This window comes from Rhizobium sp. TH2 (genome assembly GCF_024707525.1).
Taxonomy (GTDB): Bacteria; Pseudomonadota; Alphaproteobacteria; order Rhizobiales; family Rhizobiaceae; genus Rhizobium_E.
The window spans coordinates 4850941-4875291 of sequence record NZ_CP062231.1; the positions used below are offsets into that span (position 1 = coordinate 4850941).

Sequence of the window (24351 nt, forward strand, 5' to 3'; positions counted from 1 at the left end):
AGCACTAACGGAAATGGCCTGGCACTTTGAAAGTGCCGGGCCACTTTTATTGAATGGGACCTGGTTTCAGTGGAGACCCGCCCTCAGCGCTTGAACGCGATTGTCTACCGACGCGACGCCGGGAACTCTGGCGGCGACCTCGGCGACGGTTCCGATTTCCGGCGAGGTTCCTACCGTCCCTGTCAAAATCACGACCGACCCTTCCACGGTCACTTCCACCTGGCTCGAATCAGCGGCCCCGGCGCGGGCGAGCGCTTCGGCAACGCGTGCTTCGAGCCCGGCTTGTGTGGGATTGTCGATTTCCGCCTGTGGCGGCACATCGTGAAAAGTCTGGGGCTTGAAGACCATTGCTCTATCTCCTTGAGATCGTCCAAGAATATCCTCGGCGCTTTGGAATAACGAGCTCTCGGATCCAAATGTTCCGCCGATTGAGATCGCAAAACCGGAACAACGGTTCGGAACAGGGCGTTTAGTGTCGTGTGCCAAACCAGGAGTAAGGTCATGCAGAGCTTTGAAACACTGGTCCACCCGGAACTGGGCGGCAAATTGGGCTTCACGGTGGAATTCGTCGGCAATGCCGGCGAGATCATCTCGGTCCAGTTGCGCCAGGATGCAGACAACATGCTCAACCGCGTAAACGCGGTGGAGAAAGCCAGGGAACTGTTGATCGAAGCTGCCGCAATCGAAGGCGGTCTCGACTATGCTTCCGAGTATGAGGCTCAAAGCAACGGCGATTTCGACCATCTCGATCAGGATGGTCCTGCCGGCCTGCGCAGCGCACGCGCGACCGGCGACCTCGCTATGATGGAGGAGCAGCTGGACGAAGGGCTTTATGAGTCCTTCCCGGCCAGCGACCCCGTCTCGATCACGATTTCCACGGTGTCGGGCTGCCACAAGCCCCCGGCGCCGAACTAAACCACCAACCCCCAGAGCGTTTCATTGTTAACCAAGGCGGCGGGCGAGCGTCGTACCCTGAGGTACGGCCGAGGCCGGCGCCGCAGGGCCTGGCGGAAAGATGCCCGGCAGAACTGCTTCCATTTAACAATGAAGCGCTCTATGGCACACGAAGGCCCTTCGAATTCGGCGAGCCTTTTCTTGTGACGGAGATAACGAAGGCTACGACTGAAGCCATTTCAATACACGGCGCTCATCGTCATCCATCCACAGCCCAGCGTTCGCATTCGATGACAGCCGGATTTTTGAGAGTTCCGAAAGCGTGCCGCTCTCGAAATCCTCGAAGACTTTTGGATGGATATAGGACGAGCGGCAGACGGCGCGGGTGTTCATCAGCCGGTCGGCGATTGAGTCGATGACCAAGTTGATCTGCCGCTTGAGACCGCGCTGCGATGTCTCCGGTATCATGGCGCTCAGGGCAGTCGCCGCGAGCCTTGTAGCACCCCAGGTCCGGAATTGCCGCGACGAGAAATTATCGCCCGACGCATCCCGGATATAGGCGTTCACATCCTGCGACCGCACCGCGTGCGGCAGGCCTTCCTCATCGAGATATTGAAACAGTTGCTGGCCGGGCAATTCCTGCAGCTTGCGGATCGCATTGGCGATGCGCCGGTCGCGATAGCCGAGCTGCCATTGCTTGCCCGACTTGCCCTTGAACCGGAAACGGATCTCCGATCCTTCGAATTTCACATGCCGGTTGCGCAACGTGGTCAACCCATAGGAACCGTTCGCCTGCGCATAGGTCTCGTTGCCGACGCGGATGAAGAGATTGTCGAGCAGCCAGACGACCGTTGCCAGCGCCCGATCCTGATCGAGCTTCCGCCGCTTCAGATCCGCGTCGACCTTCTCCCTTATAAGCGGCAGCGCCGCCGCAAAACCCGGCAACAGGGCGAACTTGGTCTCGCCGCGATGGTCCGACCAAGCTGGGTGATAGCGATATTGCTTGCGGCCCCGCGCATCGTGTCCGGTGGCCTGAAGGTGCGAATTCGGATCGGGAGAGATGCGCACGTCTTCATAGGCCGGCGGGATAGCTAGCGAAGCGATCCGCCCCAACTCCTTCTCATTGGTGATACGCTTGCCATTGGCGGCGTGATAGGCAAAGCCATCCACGGTGCGGGTTCGCCTGATGCCGTTATCGAGATTGGCGACGTAGACCAGCCCTTCGGGCACATCGACAGGTTCGGCAATGCCGCTCTCTACCGCCGCGATTGCCATCTCATGCCGCCGCGTCGGCTTGGGAGCTGGCAAGCTTGCTGCGAGTTTTCTCGAGATTCGAATTCAGCTCTTCGCCGTCGTCCTGCTCCTCGCAGGCCTTCTCATCGATCAGCTTGCGCAATTCGCGAAGCTCCTCCTCATCGAGCTTCTCGATGCCGATGAACTTGTTCTGCGCACCCTTGCTGGTCAGGATCAGCTCGTCGAGCTTGGCCTGCAACGCCTTGCCGTCGCGGTTCTGCGAGTTCTGCAACACGAAGATCATCAGGAAGGTGACGATGGTCGTGCCGGTGTTGATCACCAGCTGCCAAACCTCCGAAAAGCCAAACAACGGTCCCGATGCGGCCCAGCTGCAAACCACCGCCAGCGCGATGACGAAGGCAATGGGGGTGCCCGTGGCATGCGACACAGCATTGGAAAACTTGGAGAAGGCGGCATTCATAGGGATACTCCGTAATCAGCGCATCCCAGCTACAAGAGGTGCGCGCCAATAAACGCGCGCTCCCCGTTGGCGGTTCCAATATGTGCGATAGCGGACTAAGCCGGAGGCTTGGAACCCTTGTGCGCGGCATCCGTGCGGGCCTTGAGGTCGCGGAGCGTCGTGAGTTCCAGTTCCGTCGGCGGGGGCGTCTCTTCCAGCGCGTCCGCGAATTTCGCTGGCCAGCCGCACGTCTCCTGCACCTTGTCGCGCGTGACGCCGGGATGCATGGAGACCACCGTGAACTCCTTGCTCTCGGGATCGGGCTTCCAGATCGCAAGGTCGGTGATCAGCAGCGTCGGACCCTTGGTCTCGATGCCGAGCCGCTGGCGGTGATCGCCGCCGTCGCCATGGCCGAACGACGTGAAAAAATCGATCTTATCGACCATGCCACGGCGCGACTGGACCATGGTGATATAGATCTCACCGGATGAGGTGGCGATCTCCGGCGCGCCGCCACCGCCCGGGAGGCGCGTCTTGGGGTGATCGTAATCGCCGATCACGGTGGTGTTGATATTGCCGAACCGATCGAGCTGGGCCGCACCGAGGAAGCCGATAGTGATCCGCCCTCCCTGCAGCCAGTAGCGGAACATCTCGGGCACCGCGACCGTGGTCACGGCAGTATCGCAAAGCTCTCCATCGCCGATCGACAGCGGCAGGACATCCGGCTTGGTGCCGATCGTGCCACTCTCGTAGATCAGCGTGATATCCGGCGCATGCGTCAGCCGCGCCACGTTGCAGGCGGCCGACGGCGCGCCGATGCCGACGAAGCAGACATCGTCATTGGAGAGCGCCCGTGCAGCAGCGATCGTCATCATTTCGTTGGAGGTGTAGGTCGCTTCGCTCATGATCTTGCCCTCCTCAGATGTGCCACGCGTCGTTCGGAATCCTCCGGTGTCGATTCCATGACATTCTTCCGCATCCATTCAACGAACCGGTCGCGGTCGGCAGCGATCTCGTCCCATTCGAGATAGGCGGCATTGTCACGGTCGAAATAGCCATGTGTGTAGGAGGGGTGCGAACCGCCAGGCACGACGGAAATCGCGGTCACCGTCCATGACGGCAGCACTGTGACATTGGGATGCAGGCCCTCGAAATCCTCGACGACTTCCTCGACGGTCACCACCGCGCGCTTGGCGGCCAGCACCGCCTCCTTCTGGATGCCGACAATGCCCTCGACCAGCACGTCGCCCTTTTTGTTCGCCTTCTGCGCATGGATGAAAGTCACATCGGGCCGCACCGAGGGAACGGCGGCCAGCACCTCGCCAGTAAACGGGCAGACGACGCTCCGGATGTTCGGATTGACATCGGCCAGTCCCGCTCCGCGATAGCCCCGGAAGATCGCGCAGGGCAGGCCTGCAGCACCCGCCTCGTATGCATTCGCCATCGCCGCGTGGCTGTGTTCCTCGATCTCGATCGCATGTGGCCAGCTGTTTTCCACCGCATCGCGCAGCCGCCGCAGCAGGCCGACGCCCGGATTGCCGGCGTAGGAGAAGATCACTTTTTTCGCCATGCCCATGCCGATCATCTGGTCGTAGATCAGGTCCGGCGTCATGCGCACCAGCGTCAGGTCACGAAAACCCTGGCGGATCGCCTCATGCGCGGCGGCAGTCGGTATGAGGTGGGTGAAGCCCTCGAAGGCGACCATATCGCCATCATGCAGGTTCTCGGCGACCGCCTGCTTCAGCGGTAGGAACTTTGCCACTGGGTATATCCTCCGACGCAAAAAGTTCGCATTGCGAACATATGTTTTATATGCAATACTATTTGTCGAGAATCGCGAAATGTCAATCCTTCGCGCAGGGAGATCACAGCATGACCAGGGAAGCTCTGTCCCGCGACAATGTCGGCTCGCTCGGCAAAGGCCTGATGGTGCTGGAAATTCTAGCCGCGCACCCTGCAGGCCTGACGCTGACGGAGATGGCGGCAAAAGCGGACATGACGCGCGCCGCCGCCCGCCGCTTCCTGCTCACATTGGTCGATAGCGAATTTGCCGTCCAGGATGGCCGCCGCTTCACGCTCTCACCGCGCCTGCTTTCGCTGGCGCGCGTCTGGCTGCAGGGCTCCTCGCTCTGGACCTATGCCGAGCCGTTCCTGCGCGACGTGGCCCATCGGTTCAACGAATCGAGTTCCGCCGCCGTGCTGTCCGGCGAGGACATCGTCTATGTCGCTCGCGTGCCGGGCCGGCATATCCTCAGCGTCGCTCTTCACGTCGGCACGCGGCTGCCGGCCTGGTGTACCTCCATGGGTCGGGTGCTGCTTTCGGACTTGCCCACGCCGGAACTGCGCGCGTTTCTCAAATCGGCGCGTATTGTCGGGCACACTCCGAAAAGCATCACCGGCCTGGCGGAACTGGAGAACGAGATCGGCCTCGTGGCACAGCAGGGCTTTGCGGTAATCGACGAGGAACTGGAGATCGGGCTGAGATCGATCGCGGTACCAATCCGCGACCGCACGCGAAGAATCGTTGCGGCGATCAACATCTCCACGCAGTCTTCCCGTTTCACGCCCGCCGAGATGAAGCGGGAAATCCTGCCACATCTGCGGAAAGCCGCGACGTCGATAGAAGATTACTTCGTCGTCCAGTGACGGAACCATCCGGCGCCTGAATTCATTGTTTCCGAGGCCCGCTTTGAGTCCGGGGCCGAGGAGCAGGATCGTGGCACCAAGGGCAAACTGGAAGGGCTATCTCAAGCTCGGCGAACTGAACTGCGCGGTAGCGCTCTATACCGCCGCCTCGACCTCCGATCGCGTCTCCTTCCACATGGTCAACCGACAAACGGGAAACCGGCTGAATCGCGAATTCGTCGATAGCGAGACCGGCAAGCCCGTCGAGCGCGACGAGCAGATCAAGGGCTATGAAGTCTCCGGTGGCGATTATGTGACGCTCGAACCCGAGGAAGTCGCGGCCGCGGTGCCCGAGAGCGACCGGATGCTGGAGATCGGCGATTTCGTGAACTGCAGCGACATCGACGACGTCTTCTTCGACAAGCCCTATTACCTCGCCCCGGCCGACAAGCAGTCGAAGGAAGTCTACGCTCTCATCCGCGAGGGCCTGACGGCGAACAAAGTGGCCGCCATCGCGCAGACCGTCCTCTTCCGCCGCGTGCGTACCCTGCTCATCCGGCCGCATGGCGAGGGCCTGATCGCCTCCACCCTCAATTACGAATACGAGGTCCGGCCGGCAGCAGACGCTTTCAAGGACATGCCGAAGCTCAAGCTCGAGCCGGAAATGCTGGAACTCGCGAGCCACATCATCGACACCAAGATGGGCAAGTTCGATCCCTCGGAATTCAACGACCGATATGACGCGGCGCTCGCCGAACTGGTGAAGGCCAAGATCGAAGGCCGCAAGATCAGGAAGCCCAAGCCGATCAAGGAAACCAAGCCCGCCGACCTCTTGGAAGCGCTGCGCCGAAGCGCGAGCGGTGGAGGCAAAGCGCCCCCCGCCAAGCGCACCGCTAAATCCGGCGCCAAATCGCAGCCCATGCGGAAGGCGGGCTGATCCGTGGCCCTCGAAACCTACCACGCCAAGCGCGACTTCACTCGCACAGCCGAGCCGAAAGGTGGCGCCAAGGCACGCGCGAAAGCCGGCAACAGCTTTGTGATCCAGAAACATGCCGCGACGCGGCTACACTACGATTTCCGCCTGGAAATGGACGGCGTGCTGAAAAGCTGGGCCGTCACCCGTGGCCCGAGCCTCATTGCCGGCGAGAAGCGGCTCGCGGTCCATGTCGAGGATCACCCGCTCGAATATGGCGGCTTCGAAGGCAACATCCCCAAGGGCGAATATGGCGGCGGCTCGGTGATCGTCTGGGATCGCGGCACGTGGACCCCCGTCGGCGATCCCGAACGTGGCTACAAGAAGGGCCATCTCGAATTCGAACTCGAAGGCGAGAAGCTGGATGGCCGCTGGCACCTGATCCGCATGCATGGCAAGCCACGCGAGAAGCGCGAGAACTGGCTGCTGATCAAGGCGGAAGATGATGTGGCCCGTCCCGAAGGCGCGCCCGATATTCTAGAGGAAATGCCGGAATCAGTGATTACCGGCCGCGAGATCGAGGAACTCGAAGGCGAAGCGCCGGGTTGGTCGTCGAAGACAGGACGCATCAAGCAGAGCAAGACAAAAGCTCCCGCGAAGGCCAAGGCGAAAGCTGCACCGCCGACGGACATCGATCCGTTGAAAATCAAGAAGGCAAAAAAGAGCGCGCCTCCCGACTTCCTGGAACCACAGCTGGCGACGCTTTCAGCCAAGCCGCCGATCGGCAAGCGCTGGATTCATGAGGTGAAATTCGACGGCTACCGCCTGATCGCGCGGATCGAGGCTGGACGGGTCAAGCTCTTGACCCGCAGCGGCCTCGACTGGACCAAGCGCTTCGGCAAATCAGTATCCGAAGCCTTCACCAATCTGCCGGCCGGCAAGGCGATGATCGATGGCGAACTGGTTGTCGAAACCGACGCCGGCAGTTCGGATTTCTCCGCCCTGCAGGCCGATCTCAGCGATGACCGCACCGATCGCTTCGTCTTCTATGCTTTCGACCTGCTCCATCTCGATGGCGCCGACTTGACGCCATCGTCACTGCTCGAACGCAAAGCGCTGCTGCGGAAGCTGATCCCCGAGGGCGGCCTGATCCGCTTCAGCGAGCATTTCGACGAACACGGCGGGCTGGTGCTTGAGCATGCCTGTCGGTTGTCGCTGGAAGGCATCGTCTCGAAGCTCGGCGATGCGCCCTATCGGCCCGGCCGCGGCAAGGACTGGCTGAAGTCGAAATGCTCTTCCAAACAGGAATTCGTGATCGCGGGCTACGTGCCCTCGACGGCGATGCGGAACGCGATCGGCTCGCTGGTGATGGGTGTGTACGACGGGCGTAAGCTGGTGCATGTCGGCCGCGTGGGCACCGGCTATTCCGCCAAGCTCGCCGGCGATCTCTTCAAGCAGCTCGAACGCCTGCGCATCGACAAGAGCCCGTTTGCAGAGGCACTGGAGGCGGAGGCTCGAAGAGGCGTCAGGTTCGTCGAGCCGAAGGTCGTCGCGGAAGTCGAGTTCCGGGCATGGACAGCCGACGGCAATCTCAGGCATGCTGCTTTCCGCGGCCTCAGGGAGGACAAATTGGCGAAGGACGTAACCCGCGAATCCGGACCCGGCCAGAAGGTCGAGAAACCCCAGGCCCGCAAGGTCAAGCTCACTCACCCGGACCGGATCTACTGGCCCGACGCAGGCGTGACCAAGGAAGGTCTGGCCGACTATTACGCCGAGGTTTGGCCGAAGATCGCGCCCTTCATCAGCGGCCGGCCGCTGGCGCTGCTGCGCAGCCCCGAGGGGATCGAAGGCCAATCGTTCTTCCAGAAGCACGCCTGGCGCGGCATGAACAAGGAGATCGGCCTGTTCCAGGACCCGACCGACCCGCCGGACGAGAAGATCATCGTCATAAACGATCTCGACGGGCTGCTGAGCCTCGTCCAGTCCGCCGTGCTGGAAATCCATCCCTGGGGTTCGACCACCAAGGATCTCGAAAAACCCGACACCATCATCATGGACCTAGACCCCGGCGACGACGTGCCTTGGACACGCGTGATCGAGGCGGCCCGCGACGTGAAGCAGCGCCTTGAGGATGTCGGGCTCGCGGCTTTCGTGAAAACATCTGGCGGCAAGGGCTTGCATGTGGTGACGCCGCTCAAGCCATCGGCAGGATGGGATGACGTGAAAGCCTTCACCAAGGGCATCGCCGACGCGATGGCTGTCGATGAACCGGACAAATATGTCTCCACCATCACCAAGTCGAAGCGAACCGGCAAGATCCTGATCGATTACCTGCGCAACGGCCGCAACAACACCGCTGTCGCAGCCTACTCGACAAGGGCACGCAAGGGTGCGCCGGTGTCGATGCCGCTCGATTGGGAGGAATTGAATGAAGGAATCGGCCCGAACTATTTCACGGTGCTGAACGCCCCGCAACGGCTGGCATCGTTGAAGAAGGACCCTTGGGAGAATTTCCGGGGTGCGGCGAAGGTATTGCCGAAGGCGTCGGCGAAAAAGAAGTAATCACTTCTTCTTGGCCAAACTCGCCTTCAGCGCATCCATGATGTTGATCACATTGCTGGGCTTGGCCTCCTCCGCCTTGGCCTTGACGGGACGTGCCTTGCGGCCCTTCTTCTTGGCGGCGATGATGTCGAGGAGCTTGTCCTGCACCGGATCGTCGGCGATCGATTTGTCCCACTTCTTCGTCCGGGTCTTGATGAATTTCTTCATCAGGGTGAGTTGTGCGGATTCCGGCTTGCCGCCTTTCAGTCCGTCGAAGTAATCGCCGGTGTCCCGCACCTCGTCGCCGTAGCGCAGCGTCCAGAGGATGATCCCCTGGTCGCGCGGTTCCAGCATCACGGCGCGTTCGCGGCGATACATGACGAGCCGGGAGATGCCGACCACGCCGTTGTCGGTCATTGCCTCGCGGATGACGGCGAAAGCCTCCTCCCCAACTTTGTCGTCGGGCACAAGGTAATGTGGGGTATCGTACCACAGCCACTCGATCGAATCCCTCGGCACGAACACATCGATATCGATCGTGCGGGTGCTCTCCAGTGCCACCGCCTCGATCTCGTCTTCCTCGAGAATGACGTAATCGTCCTCGCCGCGCGGATAGCCCCGTGCCTCGTCGTCCTCATCGACGGGCTTGCGCGTGACGCTATCGACATAGCGGCTGACAACGCGATTACCCGTCTTGCGGTTGATGGTGTGGAAGCGGACTTTTTCGGACTCGCTGATCGCCGGCATCATCGCCACCGGGCAGGTCACGAGCGAGAGCTTGAGATAGCCTTTCCAATAGCTGCGCGGTGCCATGCCAATATCCCGGTGAATTCGACAATGAAAACCTCCAGACCCGGGCTTTTGTTCCGCTGCTGGAACAAGCTTGGCCGGCGCGGGTTAGCCAAAGGAAGAGGAGCCGGCCGTGCCACATGACATTACCAGACCAGATCCCAAGGACAGGCTGATCGCAGCGCTCTATGCCCAACTCAAGGCCGAGCGGGAGACCCGTGAGGCATTGGAATGGGTGATCGCGAGCGGCACGATTTCCAAGCAGGTCCTGCAGGCATTGGCCGGAGATCCTGTGCCGGTCGCCGTCGCCGAGGATGTCGCGGCCCTCGAACGCGTGCTGGCCCTCGATCATTCCGGTCGAAAGGAGCATTAGCCATGCCGCCACGCAAATATCCCGAGGCGGAGGATCGCAACGAGGCCGCCGTGAGCAATCCAGACGCCGACCTGATCGACAGCGATCCCGAGATCCGGCGCGTCGATACAATTACTCCTGACACCAACGCCAACCAGAAACCCAGGGAACCCGGAGCCGAGGGCGGCGGCGCACAGAACGAGCCGGTCGAAGGCTGATGTCAGTCATTTGACTGTGGCAAGGCGGCGCATTTGACCGCGGCAGTGATTGAACATCGCCATCGGCAGGGTTAGAGCCTCTTGCATTGAAATGGAATCGGTTCTGCCGGAGCAGGTTTTCGTCAGGGCAGAGGCGATTGGCGAAGATCGTACCCAGATGTACGGCCGAGCCAATCGCCTCTGAGCCTGGCGGAAAGATGCCCGGCCCACCGGGCGCGCTTCGCGACGCCCGGCGATTCTAATGTCTTGCAGATTTGCTTCAGCAAGTCTGCGGGAGGGTTGGCTGAAGCGGGCCGCCTCTTTGACCGGCCGGCTTGGCCGTATGCTTTGGCTACGACGCGTGGCCCACCGGTCAACAAGCGACTCCGCTTGAGCCAACAGAACCGGTTCCATTTCAATGCAAGAGGCTCTAAAAGCACCCGGACCCGTCAATGATCGACTGCTTGAAACGATGACCATCTTCGCCGTGCGGCACCTCACCACCTATAGCTATCGCCGGAAGGTGCATTTCGGCGAGCACCGGCTGATGTTCCGTCCGCGCGACAGCTACGACCAGCGCCTGCTGACCTCCAGCCTGATCACCACGCCGGAGCCGGCTGACGTCAGATGGGTACACGATGTCTTCGGCAACTGCGTTGCCAACGTGACCTTCGACAAGCCGGCGACCGAACTCAGGATCGAGACCAATATAAGGCTCGAGCACACGCCCGACATTCCGCTCGATCTCAAGATCGATGACCAGGCGCTGCATTATCCCTTCATTTATGATCCGCTTGAGACGCCGGATCTGGAGCGGCTGATCGTGCGGCAGTATCCCGATGCCGCCGATCACGTCGGCCACTGGGCAAAACAGTTTGTCAAGGTCGGCCACCCCACCGATACCGGTCATCTGCTGATGACCATGTGCTATTCCGTCCGCGAGAGCTTTGCCTATCAGCGGCGCCAGGGGCGTGGCACGCAGTTGCCCATCGAGACGCTGGAATTGCGCAGCGGCACCTGCCGCGATTTTGCACTGCTGATGATGGAGGCTGCCCGTTCGCTCGGCATGGCGACACGTTTTGTCTCCGGTTATATCTTCGTGCCCGCCCGGGATGGCTCGATAACGCTCGGCGGCGGTTCGACCCACGCCTGGTGCCAGATCTACCTGCCCGGCGCAGGCTGGGTGGAGTTCGATCCGACCAATGGCATCGTCGGCAGCCGCGACCTGATCCGCGTCGCCGTGGCGCGCGATCCGCGCCAGGCAATCCCGCTTTCCGGCAGCTATGATGGCTCGGCGCACGACTATCTCGACATGTCGGTGCAGGTGAATGTGGTCCGCGAGGAGCCTGATGAAGGCAGGGTGAACGGCGCGCGCAGCATGGAACTTGCCGGCGGTCTCGCGAGTTAGAAAAGCGACGCGGCCACGCCGCCCCGACCAACGCACGGAAAAAAATCCATGAAGATACGCGCCGGTTTCAAGCTCGGCTATGAATGTGTTCAGCCGACGCCGATGATGCTCGTGCTCAACATTCATCCCTCGCGCCGGATCGACCTCCTGACGGAGCAGGTTCTGAATTTCTCGCCGCCGATAGAGGCGTGGAACTATACCGATGGCTTCGGCAATGCCTGCAGCCGCATTGTGGCGCCGCCCGGGCTGCTCGAAATCACCACCGAATTCGAGATCTACGATTCGGGCCAGCCGGATCCCGTGCCCGAGGGCGCGATGGAGCACCCGATCCAGGATCTCCCCGACGACGTGCTGGTCTTCCTTCTCGGCAGCCGCTACTGCGACACCGAGAAGCTCAGCGATTTTGCCTGGGCGCAGTTCGGCGGCACGGAACCGGGGTGGCCGCGCGTCAAGGCGATCGTCGATTTCGTGCACGATCATATCGCCTTCGATTACCAGAAGGCTGATCTGCTTCGCACGGCGCATGGCGGCTATACCGACAAGACCGGAGTCTGCCGCGATTTTGCGCATCTGGCGATCACGCTCTGCCGCTGCATGAACATTCCCGCCCGCTACTGCACTGGCTATCTCGGTGATATCGGCGTGCCGAGAGACCCGGCACCGATGGACTTTTCCGCCTGGTTCGAAGTCTATCTCAGCGGCCACTGGCATACGCTCGACGCCCGCCACAACACGCCCCGCATCGGCCGCATCCTGATGGCGACCGGACGCGACGCCACCGATGTGGCACTCTCCACGAACTTCGGCCCGACCATATTGAAGACCTTCGAAGTCGTGACCGAAGAAGTGCCGCATGGCGAGGCGGAACTCGCGCATGGCTGAACCGGAATATTAGCGAAAATTTATCCGCGACACCGCACCTGTCGCAAAAAATCAATCGCAGACGTTGCATTTCCCGGCGAATTGGTGAAAGCTCCCGATATTGCATTGCTTCGGGGGTTGCGATGTTCCTGATAAAGTACAAGCTTGTGGATCTCTCGGGCAACGTTGTCGAGGAAGAAATCCTGCCTGAAATCTTCGAGACGCCGGCGGAATGCGACGTGCTGATCGAACGCATGTCGTCGCGCTACGGCATGAGCGCCTACGATATCCACGAGGATCGCTGGTGGGCGCGTGAATCAGGTATTTACGATGAAACCCACTATTGGTGGCGGGCTCCAATCATGGATATTCGCGACGAGAATGTCCGCAGGAACGACCGTAACTGACCGGTCTCCTCGGAACAAACTCGCATCATAGGCGTTCCGTAGTGTTTTGAGAAAGGAACGCCATGCGAGACATCCCCTGGAGCAAACCCGTTCGTATCAAGATGCCATATGGCATGCAGCGCAATGTCGAAGGGCCGGTCGCCGCCCTCGATCTTCTCAATCGGGAATGGCCAGCCCGCCAGGGCCGCCACTATGAAGCCGCTCGGTCCGTCTGCCGCGCAGCACTTGAGCGCATGACGTCCGCCGAAGCGGCCCGCGAGATTTTCATCTCGGCCTCGATCGAAGCGGCGGTTGCGGTCCACTAGCTTTTGCCTTACCCATTTCAGGCGGGATCACACGGGTCTCGCCTGAATGTTTTCCATGAGGCGGAACATGAACCCACATGAAATGGAAGCACGCCTCAACGCGCACCGCGAAGTGCTGATCACACTCCTGACGGCGCTGGTCCATGACGAGCGCTACGCCGACATTTTCGAAGAACTGCACCGCGACACCCAGTTCATGGATGGCGAGGAGGATCCCGGCATCGTGCCAAGCAAGGCGTTCGCCTCGGAAACCCATGCCGCTGACGAAATCCGCCGACTGCTCGAAGCCGCCCGCACGCGCAGCAAGGCCCGCTGAGCGCGCGATACCGCACCGGAACAATTCCACCTGAACCCGGTTAAGTCCTCTCGTATTCCAAGAGAGGACTCCAGCCATGGCACAACAACGAAAAGCCCGCCCCGACACCGACGCGGTGACCGCAAAGCAGCGCGATATCCAGCGCGGGGTGAAAAAGGCGGACGAACAGAACAACGAGAAATCCGGCGGCGCGATGCAGGCCGGCGCGCGGAAATATCCCGAACCGCCCTTCCCCAAACAGCACCAGCCCAAGCCAGGCAAAGAGCGTGCGCTCGATCCACGGCCGATGTTCGATGCGCCCTTCTACAAGGGTTCGGAGAAGCTGAAGGACAAGGTCGCGATCATCACCGGCGGCGATTCCGGCATCGGCCGCGCCGTGGCGATCCTGTTCGCCCGCGAGGGTGCCGATGTGGTGATCTGCCATATCGACGAGGATCAGGATGCCCGCGACACCAAGGCCGCGGTCGAGGCGGAAGGCCGCAAATGCCTGGTCAGCAAGGGCGACGTCAGCGACCCCGCCTATTGCAGGGATGCCGTGGATGCAACGCTCAAGGCATTCGGCAAGATCGACATCCTGGTCAACAATGCCGCGTTCCAGGTCCATGCCAAGGGCATCGAGACTCTCTCGCTCGAGCATTTCGACCTGACGCTGAAGACCAATCTCTACGGCTATTTTCTGATGGCGCAGGCTGTGATCCCGCATCTGAAGAACGGATCTGCGATCATCAATACCGGCTCCGTGACCGGCATCGACGGCTCGAAGGAACTGCTCGACTATTCGATGACCAAGGGCGGCATCCACGCCTTTACCCGGTCACTCGGCGCGAGCCTCGTGCCGCGCGGCATCCGGGTCAATTGCGTCGCGCCTGGCCCGGTCTGGACGCCGCTCAACCCATCGGACAAGGAAGCCGATATGGTCGCGGAATTCGGCTCGAAGGTTCCCATGAAGCGACCCGCCCAGCCCGAAGAACTGGCACCGGCCTACGTCTTCCTCGCCTCCGAACAGATGTCGAGCTACATTACCGGCGAAATCCTGCCTGTTGTCGGCGGTTACTAAGCCGGCGAACAATCGCTGAATGAAAAACGCCGGCGGCAACCCCGCCGGCGTCTTCGTGTCTGGTTATTTCGGCAGCGCATAGGCGATGACATAGTCGCCCGGCTTGGTTCCGACCGATCCATGCCCGCCCGCCACAATCAGCACGATCTGCCGGTTATCGGCATCGAGATAGGTCATCGGTGTGGACTGGCCGCCGGCGGGAAGCCGGCCGCGCCAGAGTTCCCGCCCCGTCTTCAGGTCATAAGCACGGAGATAATCGTCCACCGCTGCACCCAGGAATGCCACGCCGCCCCGCGTGATGATCGGACCGCCAATACCCGGCACCCCGACCTTGAACGGCAGCGGCAATGGCGTCATGTCCTGGACCGTGCCGTTGACATGCTTGTAAGCGATCTTGCCGGTCTTGAGATCCGCCGCCGCGACATAACCCCATGGCGGCGCCTGGCAGGGAATCTTCAATGGCCCGAGGAAAGGTCCCATATAGACGCCGTAGGGCGCGCCATCATTGCGGTTGAGACCTTGCTCCGATCCCTTCTCGTCCTGACCCTTGGGCGGAACGTCGGCACGCGGCACCAGGCGCGAGGTGAAGGCGAGATAGGTTGGCATGCCGAACATCACCTGCCGCTCGGGATCGACCGCGATCGAGCCCCAGTTGAAGGTGCCGAAATTGCCGGGATAGACCAGAGTGCCCTGGAGCGACGGCGGCGTGTAGCGGCCTTCGTATTTGAGCTTGTGGAAATCGATACGGCACATGAGCTGGTCGAACATGGTGACGCCCCACATGTCCCTTTCCTCCAGCGGCCTCGGCATGAAGGTGAGGTCGGAGACCGGCTGGGTCTTTGCCGTGAAATCACCCTCGACGGCACCTCCGGGAGCAGGGACTTCCTTGACCGGAATGATCGGCTCGCCGGTGCGCCGGTCCAGCACATAGATATCGCCCTGCTTGGTCGCGCCGACCAGCGCCGGCACGGTGGCCCCATCGGCCTTGGTCAGGTCGAGCAGCGCGGGCTGCGCCGGCACGTCCATGTCCCAAAGGTCGTGATGCACGGTCTGCCGTACCCAGCGGTCCTGTCCGGTATTGATGTCGAGCGCCACGATGGAGGACGAATATTTCTCGACATTTTCGCTGCGGCCGATGCCGATCTGGTCCGGCACCTGGTTACCAAGCGGAATATAGACAAGGCCGAGCGCCTCGTCGACCGAGAACACCGACCAGCTGTTGGGCGAATTGGTGACATAATGCTCGTCCGGCCCAATGGGTGTGGTCTTCGCCGGATTGCCCGAATCCCAGTTCCAGATCAGCGCGCCGGTATGGACATCGAACGCGCGGATGACTCCCGACTGTTCCGTGGTGGAATAATTGTCGTTGACCGCCCCGCCGATGATGATCTTGCCGGCCACGATGACTGGCGGCGACGTCGAGTAGTAATAGCCCGCCGGCTTGTGCAGCATGCCCGTTTCGAGATGCAGCATGCCCTTGTCGGCAAAGCTTTCGCAGACGGTGCCCTTATCAGCGTCGAGTGCGATCAGCCGGGCATCCGATGTCGGCAGATAGACGCGCTCGGCACAGGCCGCGCCCGCCGCAGCGGCGGGGTCCTTGTAGTAGGTGACGCCCCGGCAGGTTTGGTGCTGGCGATCCGGGTTCATGCCGGCATTGGAATCGTATTTCCAGATCTGCTTGCCCGTCGTCGCATCGAGCGCGAAGGCCCAATTATGCGGCGTGCAGAGAAACAACCGGTTGCCGATCTTGAGCGGCGTGACCTGATAGGTCGTCTCGCCGACATCGTCCTTCAGCTTGACGTCGCCCGTCTGGAACCGCCATACCTCCTTGAGCCCAGTGACATTGGCCGGCGTGATCTGGTCGAGCGGCGACCAGCGCTGGCCGAGCGGGGTCCGCCCATACTGATGCCATTCTCCATCAGGCACGGCCGATACGGCGGCAGTTTTCGTGGCCGCATCCGGCAACTCGCCCGAGAGATCGTGCGGATCCTGAAACATCGCGTAGCCCGCGACGACAATTGCAACAAGCACCGGCACCGCAACTGGCCAGGCAGCAGCACCACGTCGCTGATCAACCGAGTCCATCGGCCCCAGCGGACGCCTGACCCTTGGAAGCAGCAGCCAGATGCCGAGAAGGACGATGACGCCGCCGCGCGGACCGAGTTGCCACCAGTCGAAACCGATCTCCCACACCGCCCATACGAGCGACAGCAGGATGACAAGGCCGTAGACGATCAATGCCAAGGGCCGTCGCATGGCCAGCAGCACGGCTGTCAGCAGAAAGCCGAGGCCGGCGATCAGATAATAGGGACTGCCGCCGAGCATGACGAGGTAACCACCACCGCCGGCCAGAGCGAGGCCGATCAGGGCGAAGACGAGCCAGGTAATCGTGAGAAGTATCATTTGAAGCACCCGCTGGATTCTGGAACGAACAGGGATATTTCGCTGTAACATGCTGATTGGGCGCACAGTTCCGCACAATCGTACAGCGTGTCAACCGATCGCTGCTATGATAGCGTGATTCTCTCAGGGGAATCTTCCGTTGATGAATCACAAGCTGTGATTCATCAACGGAAGATTGGCATCCGCTGCTTGCAGCGACCGCGTGGGAATGCTGATATCCGCGTGGATGGGGATCGGGGCGAAATGAATAAGCGGCTGTTTGCGGTGGCCCTCACCGCGCTGATACCGGCGATAGGCATGCTTGCCTATAACGAATTCTGGTATCGCCAGCAACGCGACGCGGAGGTGCGTCTGCAGATGCTTCAGACCTCCCAACAGGTCGCCTCCGAAATCGACCGGATTCTCGAGGGTACAAGGAGCGTGCTGATTGCGAGTTCGGTCATCCCGAGCGTCGCCGAAGTGGAAGCTCAGGCCTGCCACGATGCCCTCAACGAGATTGCGCTACAGGTTCCATCCCTCGGCAATATTGCGGTTGCCGACGTCAACGGCAGGATCGTCTGCGACAGCCTGCCGAACCCGCTTGGGTCGGATATATCCGATCGGGATTTCTTCAAGGACGCCATCAGGAACAACACCTTCGCGATCGGCGGCTTCACGAAGGGCCGCCGGTCGGGCATCGAGGTCCTGCCGGTGGCGCGTCCGCTCTGGCATAAGGGCGTGCTCAAGGGTGTCATGCTCACAGGCATCAAGCTGCAGTGGCTGCAGGATCGGATCCAGGAGCGCGGCACGCCAAAGAGCGGCATCGTGGCGATCGTCGATCGCCAGGGGACGATCCTGGTGCGGACGCCGGCGCGGCCAGGCATTGTCGGCTCGAAGATGGGCGACGCATACATGTACCTTCTCGATGCGAAGACACCCGGCACAAGGGAGGTCATGAGCCGGGATGGCGTGGTGAGAATTGTCGGATATCAGCCTCCCACCAACGAGACGCCGCTTTATATCTCAGCGGGCGTTGCCAAGGACACGGTCTTCGAGGGAATCAACCGGGCGACATGGACCGCCATCATGCTGATTGCCATCGGCGGCATCGCATCGGCATTTGCGGCCGTTTTCGTGGGCAACCGTTTCATACTCAGGCCGATCCAGAAAGTTGTCTCGGTCCTCGAACGCTGGGCCGGCGGCGACATCACCGCGCGGACCGGCATGCACGGGCGTCAGGGCGAGGTGGGCCAGGTCGGCGCCTCGGTGGACAATCTTCTCGACGAACTCAATCGCAGGCGGCTGCGCGCCGAGGACGCGGAAGGCGCACGCAGCTTCCTCACCCGCGAACTCTCACACCGCGTCAAGAACACGCTTTCCGTGGTCCAGGCCATCGCACGCCAGACATTCGGCCGGATCGTGCCGCAGGAAGCACTCGAGACCTATTCGCTCAGGGTCCGCGCCCTGGCGGGCGCCTATGACACGCTGTTGGCCGAGGATTGGGAAAGTGGCGATATCCACGATGTCGTGGCGCGCGCGATCAGCCCCCATCACGATGCCAACGACGACCACTTCAAGGTCGAGGGGCCCGATATCTCGCTGCCGCCGCAGGCCGTGGTCGCGCTCACCCTGGTCATCCATGAACTCGCGACCAATGCGGCGAAATATGGTGCACTCAGCAATTTCGCCGGCTACGTGAACATCTCTTGGGCGAACGATGACAATGGGGTATCACTGGAATGGCGCGAGCACGGCGGGCCTGCCGTCTCGATGCCCGAGAAAGAAGGCTTCGGCACCAAGGTGATCACCCGCGCTTTCCCGCCCGAGTACCAGCCGGACGTCAAATTCGACTACCGGCCGGAGGGCCTGCATTTCACGCTTCGTTTCAAGCCGGCCTGCCCGGAAAAGCACGAAGTCGTGTCAGACGATGCCGCCGCCTGATCCGGTGACCGCCGGACGTTCGTCACCCACTTTTTTGCGATAGCCGGAGGTGCGATAGGCCGCGACCGGATTGATCGCGCCGCCCTGCTCCAGCCGCGCCATGGCGAGGATCGGCTCGACATCGGTCCGGAACGCCCGCTTCAGCGTTTCGTAAGCCAGCAAAGCGTCGCCGCCCTCCTGATATTCGCCGAGTGCCTTGCGATCGACGATCAGCGCCTGCGCATAGGCGCGGCAGACTTCCATCGCAGAAGTCATCAGGCTCTCGATCGGATCGGTGACGTTGTGCGACTGGTCGAGCATATGTGCCGGATTGAAGCCCTCGACATTGGAAAGCTCCGCATCCGCCAGCTCGTTGAAGACGAGGAACAGGCGGTAGGGATCGATCGAACCCGTATCGAGGTCGTCGTCGCCATATTTCGAATCGTTGAAATGGAAGCCACCGAGTTTCTTGAACTGGATCAGGCGGGCGACGATCATCTCGATATTGACGTTCGGCGCATGGTGGCCGAGGTCGACAAGGCAATAGGCCTTGGGGCCAAGCTCGGTGGCAACAAGGTAATTGCTGCCCCAATCCTGCACGACGGTCGAATAGAAGGCCGGCTCGTACATCTTGTGCTCGGAGAATATCCGCCAATCGTCGGGCAGATGCGTGTAGACCGATTTCATCGCATCGAGATAGCGCTCGAAGGCGCGGGTGAAATTGCTCTGGCCGGGGAAATTCGAGCCATCACCGATCCACACCGTCAGCGCCTTGGAGCCGAGCTGCTGGCCGATCTCGATGCACTCGATATTGTGGTCCACCGCCTGCTGGCGCGTCGCCCGGTCGGCATGAGAGAGCGAACCGTATTTGTAGGAAAGCCGCTGCTGCGGCTGGTCCTGAAAGGTGTTGGAGTTCATCGCATCGAAGCCGAGGCCGAGATCGTCGCCCTTCTGCTTGAGTTCGCTGATATCGGCGACCTTGTCCCACGGAATATGCAGCGACACGGTCGGCGTCGCGCGCGTCAGTTCCTGGATGACCGCGCAATCCTCCATCTTGTCGAAGATATGCCGCGGCTCACCCTGTCCAGGGAAACGCGCGAACCGCGTGCCACCGGTGCCGACACCCCATGAAGGCACTGCCACGCCATAGGCCGCGACCTTGTTCTTGATCCAGTCGATATCGACGCCGCGACGGGATAGCACCTCACCGAGATGGGCATAGTCGGATTTCAGCGCCGCGAGCGCCTTGTCGTTCGACGCATCGACGACGCTCTTGGAAATCATGGTCATGTTATTCCTCCCAATTTCCTTCAATGCGCGCAGCGGGAACCCCCTCATCCGGCCCTTCGGGCCACCTTCTCCCCAAGGGGAGAAGAGATGGGCGCCCCAATGCACGCCGCTCACGTGTGTCACCGTGCGCGAACCCAAACTCCCGCTTCTCCCCTTGGGGAGAAGGTGGCCGAAGGCCGGATGAGGGGTTCACACGCCGACATGGCAACCCGTCGCCTACCGCGTAAACGCCTGCGCATTCCCCGCATCGACATTCAGAATATTGCCCGTCGACTTCGCCGAGGCCGGTGAAGCAAAGAAATAAATCCCCTCGGCGATATCCTCGGGAAACACCGAGAGCTTCAGCATTGAACGCGCGCGATAGTGTTCCTCGAGATCGTCCGTAGACATCTTGTAGGCCGCTGCCCGCTGTTCCTTCCACTCCCCTGTCCAGATCTTGGAGCCGCGCAACACCGCATCTGGATTGACCGTGTTGACGCGGATACCCTTCTCCGCGCCCTCGAGTGCCAGACATCGTGCAAGATGGATTTCGGCCGCCTTGCCGGTGCAATAGGCCGCCGCATTGGGAGAGGCAGCCAAACCGTTCTTGGAGGCGACGAAGACGATATTGCCGCCGATCTTCTGCGTTTCGAACACCCGGAATGCTTCGCGCGAGACCAGGAAATAGCCCTTGGCCAGGATGTCCATATTCTTGTCCCACAGCGCCAGCGTCGTCTCCGACACAGGCGCGGAGGAGGCAAGTCCGGCATTGGAGACGAGGATATCGAGACCCCCATATTCCGTCACCGCATGAGCAAAGCCGTCGATGACTTCCTCCTCGCTCGTGACGTTGATCAGCACGGGCCGGACCTGATCGGTGCCATAGCGCTTGGAAAAATCCGCCACCGCCGCATCGAGTGCCACTTGATCGATATCGGCGAGCACAACGCAGGCGCCCTCGCGCAGGAAGCGCTCCGCCGTCGCGCGGCCGATACCGCCGGCACCGCCGGTGATCAACGCAATCTTGCCGGCCAGCGTCTTCGGCTTGGGCATGCGCTGGAGCTTCGCTTCCTCGAGGAGCCAGTATTCGATGTCGAAGGCTTCCTGTTCCGGCAGGCCCATATAGGTCGAGACCGAGGATGAGCCTCGCATGACATTGATCGCGTTGACGTAAAACTCGCCCGAGATGCGCGCCGTAGCCTTATCCTTGGCAAATGTGATCATGCCGACGCCGGGGACGAGATACACCACCGCATTGGGATCGCGGATCACTGGCGAATTCGACCGCTTGCAGCGTTCGTAATAGGCCTTGTAACCCTCACGATATTCGGCGACCGCCGCTTCAAGCCCGGCAAGCGTCTTTTCGATATCCGGATTTGAGGGATCGAAATCGACGACCAGCGGCCTGATCTTGGTGCGCAGGAAATGGTCCGGACAGGAGGTGCCGAGTGCTGCGAGCGTATCGAGATTGTTGGACGAAACGAATTCCAGCACCGCCGCGCTGTCATCGAAATGACCTGCCTTGGATTCCGACGCCGAGATCATGCCACGGATGACAGGCATCAGCCGGCCGGCGATTTCGCGGCGCTGATCCTCTTGCAGCGGCGTGTACTTCGCACCACCAAAGACCGATCCGGTGATCTTACCCTCGAACCAGGCGATCGCCTTGTTGATAATCTCGATCGTGGTGAGATAACTCTCCTCGGCCGTATCGCCCCAGGTGAACAGGCCATGGCTCTCCAACACCACGCCGCGCGCCGTGGGGTTCTCGGCGCAATATTTCGACAGCCACAGGCCAAGCTCGAAGCCGGGCCGCTTCCATGGCAGCCAGCCGATCTCGCCGCCGAAGATATCCCGCGTCAATTCCTTGGAGTTCTTCGACGCGGCAATCGCGATGATCGCATCGGGATGCATATGATCGACATGAACGCGCGGCACATAGGCATGCAGCGGCGTATCGATGGAGGCAGCGCGCGGATTGAGATTGAAGGTGCAGTGGGTGAGGTAATCCACCATCTCGTCTTCGAATTCGACGCCGCGATAGATGTTCTTCAGCGCGTTCAGCTTGCTCATGTAGAGCGTCGCGAAGCCGTCGCGCTTGATCGTGCCGACATCGCCGCCCGAACCCTTAACCCACAACACTTCGACCTGCTCGCCGCTGAGCGGATCCTTTTCCATCACCTTGGCCGAAGTATTGCCGCCGCCATAATTGGTGATGCGCTTGTCGGAGCCGAGCAGGTTGGAACGATAGATCAGGCGCTCCGGCTCGCTCATCGCGTCCGCTTTCGCCTTGTCCCACAAGTTTTCGAGGCGCGCGCCGCCGCTCTCTGCGCTCATATCGGTCTCCTCCCGGAAGCTTGCCCGCACCTTCGGCACGGTGAAATGTTTCGTGCTCAAATCACACGGAAGCCGAGACGTTGTCAATCACAAACGATCAAATTCCGTCATATTGCAGCGCACAATGAAATAATATGATCAAACATGATTGACACTGCGCGGAAATGATGGAAGCATGAAAAGCATGGGAGGGACTATGCACGAGAAAGAACGCCACAGGATCATCGTATCAGCGGTACAGGAAAAGCCTGTCGTGACCGTGCCCGAACTGGTGGAATTGACCGACAGTTCGGAAGCGACGATCCGGCGCGATATCGCGGCGCTTCACGTGCAGAAAAAGCTCCGCCGGGTGCGCGGTGGCGCCGAGGCGCTTCACCCACCGCAGTTCGTCGGCCTTGCCGGCCGGCCATTCTCGGTCAGCGAAAATGTCAATTCCCGCCAGAAGCAGCAGATCGCCCGCGAGGCCGTGGCGCTTTGCGAGGATGGCGACGCGATCATCATCAATGGCGGCACGACCACGTTCCAGATGGTGCATTTCCTGGTCAACCGCCGCATGCAGGTGTTCACCAATTCGTTCCCGATTGCCGAGCATCTGGTCAAGCATTCCAAGAACACGGTCATGGTCTCGGGTGGCGTAATCTATCGCGAGCAAAGCGTCATCCTCTCGCCCTTCGACAATGACGTGACGCGCAATTTCTATGCGCACCGCATGTTCATGGGCGCTCAAGGTCTCGGGCCACTCGGCCTGATGGAGACCGATCCGCTGCTGATCCAGGCGGAGCAGAAGCTCATCGACCAGGCCGACGACCTGATCGTGCTGGTCGATTCATCCAAGTTCAGCAAGCGGTCCAGCCTCATCCTGTGCGGATTGAAGCGGATCACCACTGTCATCACCGATTCCGGCATCGAGGACAGGCATGCCGCGATGCTCGAAAGCGCCGGCGTGAAGCTGATCGTCGCCGGCGGGCAAGAAACTGCAATCGAGAAATCTTCGGCCATATCCTGAGGAGGGAAGCCGGAGGCAAGTCAAACCCCAGGGAGGAAATCATGGGAATTCTGAAGAAACTGCTCGTGACTGCCGCAATCACCACCGCGCTCATGTCGGGCGTGGCACATGCGGAAACCAAGAAGATCGCGCTGGTCGTCAAGGCGCTCGGCATCGGCTTCTTCGACGCCGCCAACAAGGGCGCTCAGGAAGCAGCCAAGGAACTCGGCGATGTCGAGATCATCTATACCGGCCCAACCACGACGACGGCGGAAGGCCAGATCGAAGTCATCAATTCGCTGATCGCCCAGAAGGTCGATGCGATTGCTGTTTCGGCCAATGATGCCGATGCACTGGTTCCGGCGCTGAAGAAGGCGATGGATCGCGGCATCAAGGTCATCTCGTGGGATTCGGGCGTCGCCAAGGACGGCCGCATGCTGCATCTCAACCCCTCGTCCAACCCGCTGATCGGCAACATGATCATCAAGCTCGCCGCCGACAACCTGCCCGAGGGCGGCGACGTGGCCGTGCTTTCGGCTTCCGCGACGGCGACCAACCAGAACACCTGGATCGCCGAGATGAACAAGGTCCTGCCGAACTACAAGGGCATCAATGTCGTCGCCACCGTCTATGGTGACGACCTCGCCGACAAGTCCTATCGCGAAACGCAAGGGTTGATCCAGAAGTACCCGAACCTCAAGGCGATCATCGCACCGACCTCGGTCGGCATCGTGGCCGCCGCGCAGGCTGTCGAAGACGGCGGCAAGGTCGGCCAGATCAACGTCACCGGCCTTGGCCTTCCCTCGGAAATGGCGGGCCACGTGAAGGCCGGCTCCTCCAAGTCCTTCGCGATCTGGAACCCGATCGACCTCGGTTATTCCGCCGCGATGCTGTCCTACTCCCTGATCAACGGCGCCGAAGTCAAGCCGGGTGCAGAGATCAAGATGGGCCGCATGGGCTCACTGAAGCTCGACGACAACCTGGAAGGCGCGATGTCCGACCCGTTCGTCTATGACGCCAAGAACGTCGAGGAATTCGCCAAGATCTTCTGATTGATGACTGGTGGTGGCCCGGCTTGAATACCGGGCCGCCTTTTCATT

Annotated in this window: 24 protein-coding genes; 15 read left to right on the plus strand and 9 right to left on the minus strand. The window is 61.0% G+C overall.

Annotated features, from left to right (window positions below):
- Positions 1–66: 66 nt before the first annotated feature.
- On the minus strand, positions 67–348 hold the full coding sequence (locus tag IHQ71_RS23675; protein WP_258158858.1) for a BON domain-containing protein: 282 nt from the start codon (positions 346–348) through the stop codon (positions 67–69).
- 153 nt (positions 349–501) lie between these two features.
- Between IHQ71_RS23675 and IHQ71_RS23680 the strand changes: the two genes are divergently transcribed.
- Positions 502–915 carry a hypothetical protein gene (locus tag IHQ71_RS23680; protein ID WP_258158859.1) on the plus strand — a complete coding sequence of 138 codons (414 nt, stop codon included), beginning with the start codon at positions 502–504 and terminating at the stop codon, positions 913–915.
- A gap of 201 nt (positions 916–1116) precedes the next feature.
- Here IHQ71_RS23680 and IHQ71_RS23685 read toward each other — a convergent pair whose 3' ends face one another.
- From IHQ71_RS23685 to IHQ71_RS23700, 4 genes are all read right to left on the minus strand, one after another.
- Positions 1117–2169: a DNA topoisomerase IB gene (locus IHQ71_RS23685; protein ID WP_258158860.1), complete on the minus strand. Its 1053-nt coding sequence runs from the start codon at positions 2167–2169 to the stop codon at positions 1117–1119.
- 1 nt (position 2170) lies between these two features.
- Complete coding sequence (locus tag IHQ71_RS23690) at positions 2171–2608, minus strand: low affinity iron permease family protein (protein WP_258158861.1); 438 nt, start codon at positions 2606–2608, stop codon at positions 2171–2173.
- A 95-nt stretch (positions 2609–2703) separates the two neighbouring features.
- Positions 2704–3492: a CoA-transferase subunit beta gene (locus IHQ71_RS23695; protein ID WP_258158862.1), complete on the minus strand. Its 789-nt coding sequence runs from the start codon at positions 3490–3492 to the stop codon at positions 2704–2706.
- On the minus strand, positions 3489–4349 hold the full coding sequence (locus tag IHQ71_RS23700) for a CoA transferase subunit A (RefSeq protein ID WP_258158863.1): 861 nt from the start codon (positions 4347–4349) through the stop codon (positions 3489–3491). Before IHQ71_RS23700 ends, IHQ71_RS23695 begins: the two co-directional genes overlap by 4 nt.
- 110 nt (positions 4350–4459) lie before the next feature.
- Here IHQ71_RS23700 and IHQ71_RS23705 point away from each other — a divergent pair, with 110 nt between their 5' ends.
- From IHQ71_RS23705 to ligD, 3 genes are all read left to right on the plus strand, one after another.
- On the plus strand, positions 4460–5233 hold the full coding sequence (locus IHQ71_RS23705; protein WP_258158864.1) for an IclR family transcriptional regulator C-terminal domain-containing protein: 774 nt from the start codon (positions 4460–4462) through the stop codon (positions 5231–5233).
- A gap of 70 nt (positions 5234–5303) precedes the next feature.
- Positions 5304–6149, plus strand: a complete 846-nt coding sequence (locus IHQ71_RS23710) for a Ku protein (RefSeq protein ID WP_258158865.1) — start codon at positions 5304–5306, stop codon at positions 6147–6149.
- 3 nt (positions 6150–6152) lie between these two features.
- Positions 6153–8687 carry a DNA ligase D gene (gene ligD / locus IHQ71_RS23715; protein ID WP_258158866.1) on the plus strand — a complete coding sequence of 845 codons (2535 nt, stop codon included), beginning with the start codon at positions 6153–6155 and terminating at the stop codon, positions 8685–8687.
- Here ligD and IHQ71_RS23720 read toward each other — a convergent pair whose 3' ends face one another.
- Positions 8688–9479: a Ku protein gene (locus tag IHQ71_RS23720; protein ID WP_258158867.1), complete on the minus strand. Its 792-nt coding sequence runs from the start codon at positions 9477–9479 to the stop codon at positions 8688–8690.
- Positions 9480–9588: 109 nt separating this feature from the next.
- Here IHQ71_RS23720 and IHQ71_RS23725 point away from each other — a divergent pair, with 109 nt between their 5' ends.
- The 8 genes from IHQ71_RS23725 (at position 9589) to IHQ71_RS23760 (ending at position 14358) form a co-directional block, all read left to right on the plus strand.
- Complete coding sequence (locus IHQ71_RS23725; RefSeq protein WP_258158868.1) at positions 9589–9828, plus strand: hypothetical protein; 240 nt, start codon at positions 9589–9591, stop codon at positions 9826–9828.
- 2 nt (positions 9829–9830) lie between these two features.
- Positions 9831–10025 carry a hypothetical protein gene (locus IHQ71_RS23730; RefSeq protein ID WP_258158869.1) on the plus strand — a complete coding sequence of 65 codons (195 nt, stop codon included), beginning with the start codon at positions 9831–9833 and terminating at the stop codon, positions 10023–10025.
- 451 nt (positions 10026–10476) lie between these two features.
- Positions 10477–11412, plus strand: a complete 936-nt coding sequence (locus tag IHQ71_RS23735) for a transglutaminase family protein (protein ID WP_258158870.1) — start codon at positions 10477–10479, stop codon at positions 11410–11412.
- A 48-nt stretch (positions 11413–11460) separates the two neighbouring features.
- Positions 11461–12294 (plus strand): transglutaminase family protein, encoded by an 834-nt coding sequence (locus tag IHQ71_RS23740; RefSeq protein ID WP_258158871.1) that lies wholly within the window; start codon positions 11461–11463, stop codon positions 12292–12294.
- Positions 12295–12416: 122 nt separating this feature from the next.
- Positions 12417–12680: a hypothetical protein gene (locus tag IHQ71_RS23745; RefSeq protein WP_258158872.1), complete on the plus strand. Its 264-nt coding sequence runs from the start codon at positions 12417–12419 to the stop codon at positions 12678–12680.
- A 62-nt stretch (positions 12681–12742) separates the two neighbouring features.
- Entirely contained in the window at positions 12743–12985 is a 243-nt protein-coding gene (locus tag IHQ71_RS23750; protein ID WP_258158873.1) for a DUF982 domain-containing protein, read from the plus strand.
- A 67-nt stretch (positions 12986–13052) separates the two neighbouring features.
- Positions 13053–13301, plus strand: a complete 249-nt coding sequence (locus IHQ71_RS23755; protein ID WP_258158874.1) for a hypothetical protein — start codon at positions 13053–13055, stop codon at positions 13299–13301.
- A gap of 76 nt (positions 13302–13377) precedes the next feature.
- Positions 13378–14358, plus strand: coding sequence for an SDR family oxidoreductase (locus tag IHQ71_RS23760; RefSeq protein ID WP_258158875.1), 981 nt, complete (start codon positions 13378–13380; stop codon positions 14356–14358).
- Between the two features lie 63 nt (positions 14359–14421).
- Here IHQ71_RS23760 and IHQ71_RS23765 read toward each other — a convergent pair whose 3' ends face one another.
- Positions 14422–16761, minus strand: coding sequence for a glucose/quinate/shikimate family membrane-bound PQQ-dependent dehydrogenase (locus IHQ71_RS23765; protein ID WP_374989910.1), 2340 nt, complete (start codon positions 16759–16761; stop codon positions 14422–14424).
- A gap of 243 nt (positions 16762–17004) precedes the next feature.
- On the opposite strand from IHQ71_RS23765, the gene IHQ71_RS23770 reads away from it, so the two are divergent.
- Positions 17005–18681, plus strand: a complete 1677-nt coding sequence (locus IHQ71_RS23770; RefSeq protein WP_258158876.1) for a sensor histidine kinase — start codon at positions 17005–17007, stop codon at positions 18679–18681.
- Here the strand turns inward: IHQ71_RS23770 and rhaI are convergent.
- Together rhaI and IHQ71_RS23780 are read right to left on the minus strand one after the other, a co-directional pair.
- A complete protein-coding gene (gene rhaI / locus IHQ71_RS23775) occupies positions 18661–19950 on the minus strand; it encodes an L-rhamnose catabolism isomerase (protein WP_258158877.1) in 1290 nt (429 codons plus the stop codon). The genes IHQ71_RS23770 and rhaI overlap by 21 nt on opposite strands.
- Positions 19951–20166: 216 nt before the next feature.
- The gene (locus IHQ71_RS23780; protein WP_258158878.1) at positions 20167–22266 is read right to left on the minus strand and encodes a bifunctional rhamnulose-1-phosphate aldolase/short-chain dehydrogenase; all 2100 of its coding nucleotides are present in this window, start codon (positions 22264–22266) and stop codon (positions 20167–20169) included.
- Positions 22267–22462: 196 nt separating this feature from the next.
- Between IHQ71_RS23780 and IHQ71_RS23785 the strand changes: the two genes are divergently transcribed.
- Together IHQ71_RS23785 and rhaS are read left to right on the plus strand one after the other, a co-directional pair.
- Positions 22463–23272 carry a DeoR/GlpR family DNA-binding transcription regulator gene (locus IHQ71_RS23785; protein WP_258158879.1) on the plus strand — a complete coding sequence of 270 codons (810 nt, stop codon included), beginning with the start codon at positions 22463–22465 and terminating at the stop codon, positions 23270–23272.
- Positions 23273–23313: 41 nt separating this feature from the next.
- Positions 23314–24303 carry a rhamnose ABC transporter substrate-binding protein gene (rhaS, locus tag IHQ71_RS23790; protein ID WP_258158880.1) on the plus strand — a complete coding sequence of 330 codons (990 nt, stop codon included), beginning with the start codon at positions 23314–23316 and terminating at the stop codon, positions 24301–24303.
- Positions 24304–24351: the final 48 nt, after the last annotated feature.

What these genes read in the sequence shown, in the direction of transcription:
- rhaI (WP_258158877.1), bottom strand. Translation starts at nt 19,950, where the DNA reads ATGACCATGATTTCCAAGAGCGTCGTCGATGCGTCGAACGACAAGGCG.
- IHQ71_RS23690 (WP_258158861.1), bottom strand. Translation starts at nt 2,608, where the DNA reads ATGAATGCCGCCTTCTCCAAGTTTTCCAATGCTGTGTCGCATGCCACG.
- IHQ71_RS23735 (WP_258158870.1), top strand. Translation starts at nt 10,477, where the DNA reads ATGACCATCTTCGCCGTGCGGCACCTCACCACCTATAGCTATCGCCGG.
- IHQ71_RS23785 (WP_258158879.1), top strand. Translation starts at nt 22,463, where the DNA reads ATGCACGAGAAAGAACGCCACAGGATCATCGTATCAGCGGTACAGGAA.
- IHQ71_RS23730 (WP_258158869.1), top strand. Translation starts at nt 9,831, where the DNA reads ATGCCGCCACGCAAATATCCCGAGGCGGAGGATCGCAACGAGGCCGCC.
- IHQ71_RS23685 (WP_258158860.1), bottom strand. Translation starts at nt 2,169, where the DNA reads ATGGCAATCGCGGCGGTAGAGAGCGGCATTGCCGAACCTGTCGATGTG.
- rhaS (WP_258158880.1), top strand. Translation starts at nt 23,314, where the DNA reads ATGGGAATTCTGAAGAAACTGCTCGTGACTGCCGCAATCACCACCGCG.
- IHQ71_RS23780 (WP_258158878.1), bottom strand. Translation starts at nt 22,266, where the DNA reads ATGAGCGCAGAGAGCGGCGGCGCGCGCCTCGAAAACTTGTGGGACAAG.
- IHQ71_RS23695 (WP_258158862.1), bottom strand. Translation starts at nt 3,492, where the DNA reads ATGAGCGAAGCGACCTACACCTCCAACGAAATGATGACGATCGCTGCT.
- IHQ71_RS23720 (WP_258158867.1), bottom strand. Translation starts at nt 9,479, where the DNA reads ATGGCACCGCGCAGCTATTGGAAAGGCTATCTCAAGCTCTCGCTCGTG.
- IHQ71_RS23675 (WP_258158858.1), bottom strand. Translation starts at nt 348, where the DNA reads ATGGTCTTCAAGCCCCAGACTTTTCACGATGTGCCGCCACAGGCGGAA.
- IHQ71_RS23680 (WP_258158859.1), top strand. Translation starts at nt 502, where the DNA reads ATGCAGAGCTTTGAAACACTGGTCCACCCGGAACTGGGCGGCAAATTG.
- IHQ71_RS23740 (WP_258158871.1), top strand. Translation starts at nt 11,461, where the DNA reads ATGAAGATACGCGCCGGTTTCAAGCTCGGCTATGAATGTGTTCAGCCG.
- IHQ71_RS23760 (WP_258158875.1), top strand. Translation starts at nt 13,378, where the DNA reads ATGGCACAACAACGAAAAGCCCGCCCCGACACCGACGCGGTGACCGCA.
- IHQ71_RS23745 (WP_258158872.1), top strand. Translation starts at nt 12,417, where the DNA reads ATGTTCCTGATAAAGTACAAGCTTGTGGATCTCTCGGGCAACGTTGTC.
- IHQ71_RS23765 (WP_374989910.1), bottom strand. Translation starts at nt 16,761, where the DNA reads ATGATACTTCTCACGATTACCTGGCTCGTCTTCGCCCTGATCGGCCTC.
- IHQ71_RS23705 (WP_258158864.1), top strand. Translation starts at nt 4,460, where the DNA reads ATGACCAGGGAAGCTCTGTCCCGCGACAATGTCGGCTCGCTCGGCAAA.
- IHQ71_RS23770 (WP_258158876.1), top strand. Translation starts at nt 17,005, where the DNA reads ATGAATAAGCGGCTGTTTGCGGTGGCCCTCACCGCGCTGATACCGGCG.
- IHQ71_RS23755 (WP_258158874.1), top strand. Translation starts at nt 13,053, where the DNA reads ATGAACCCACATGAAATGGAAGCACGCCTCAACGCGCACCGCGAAGTG.
- IHQ71_RS23750 (WP_258158873.1), top strand. Translation starts at nt 12,743, where the DNA reads ATGCGAGACATCCCCTGGAGCAAACCCGTTCGTATCAAGATGCCATAT.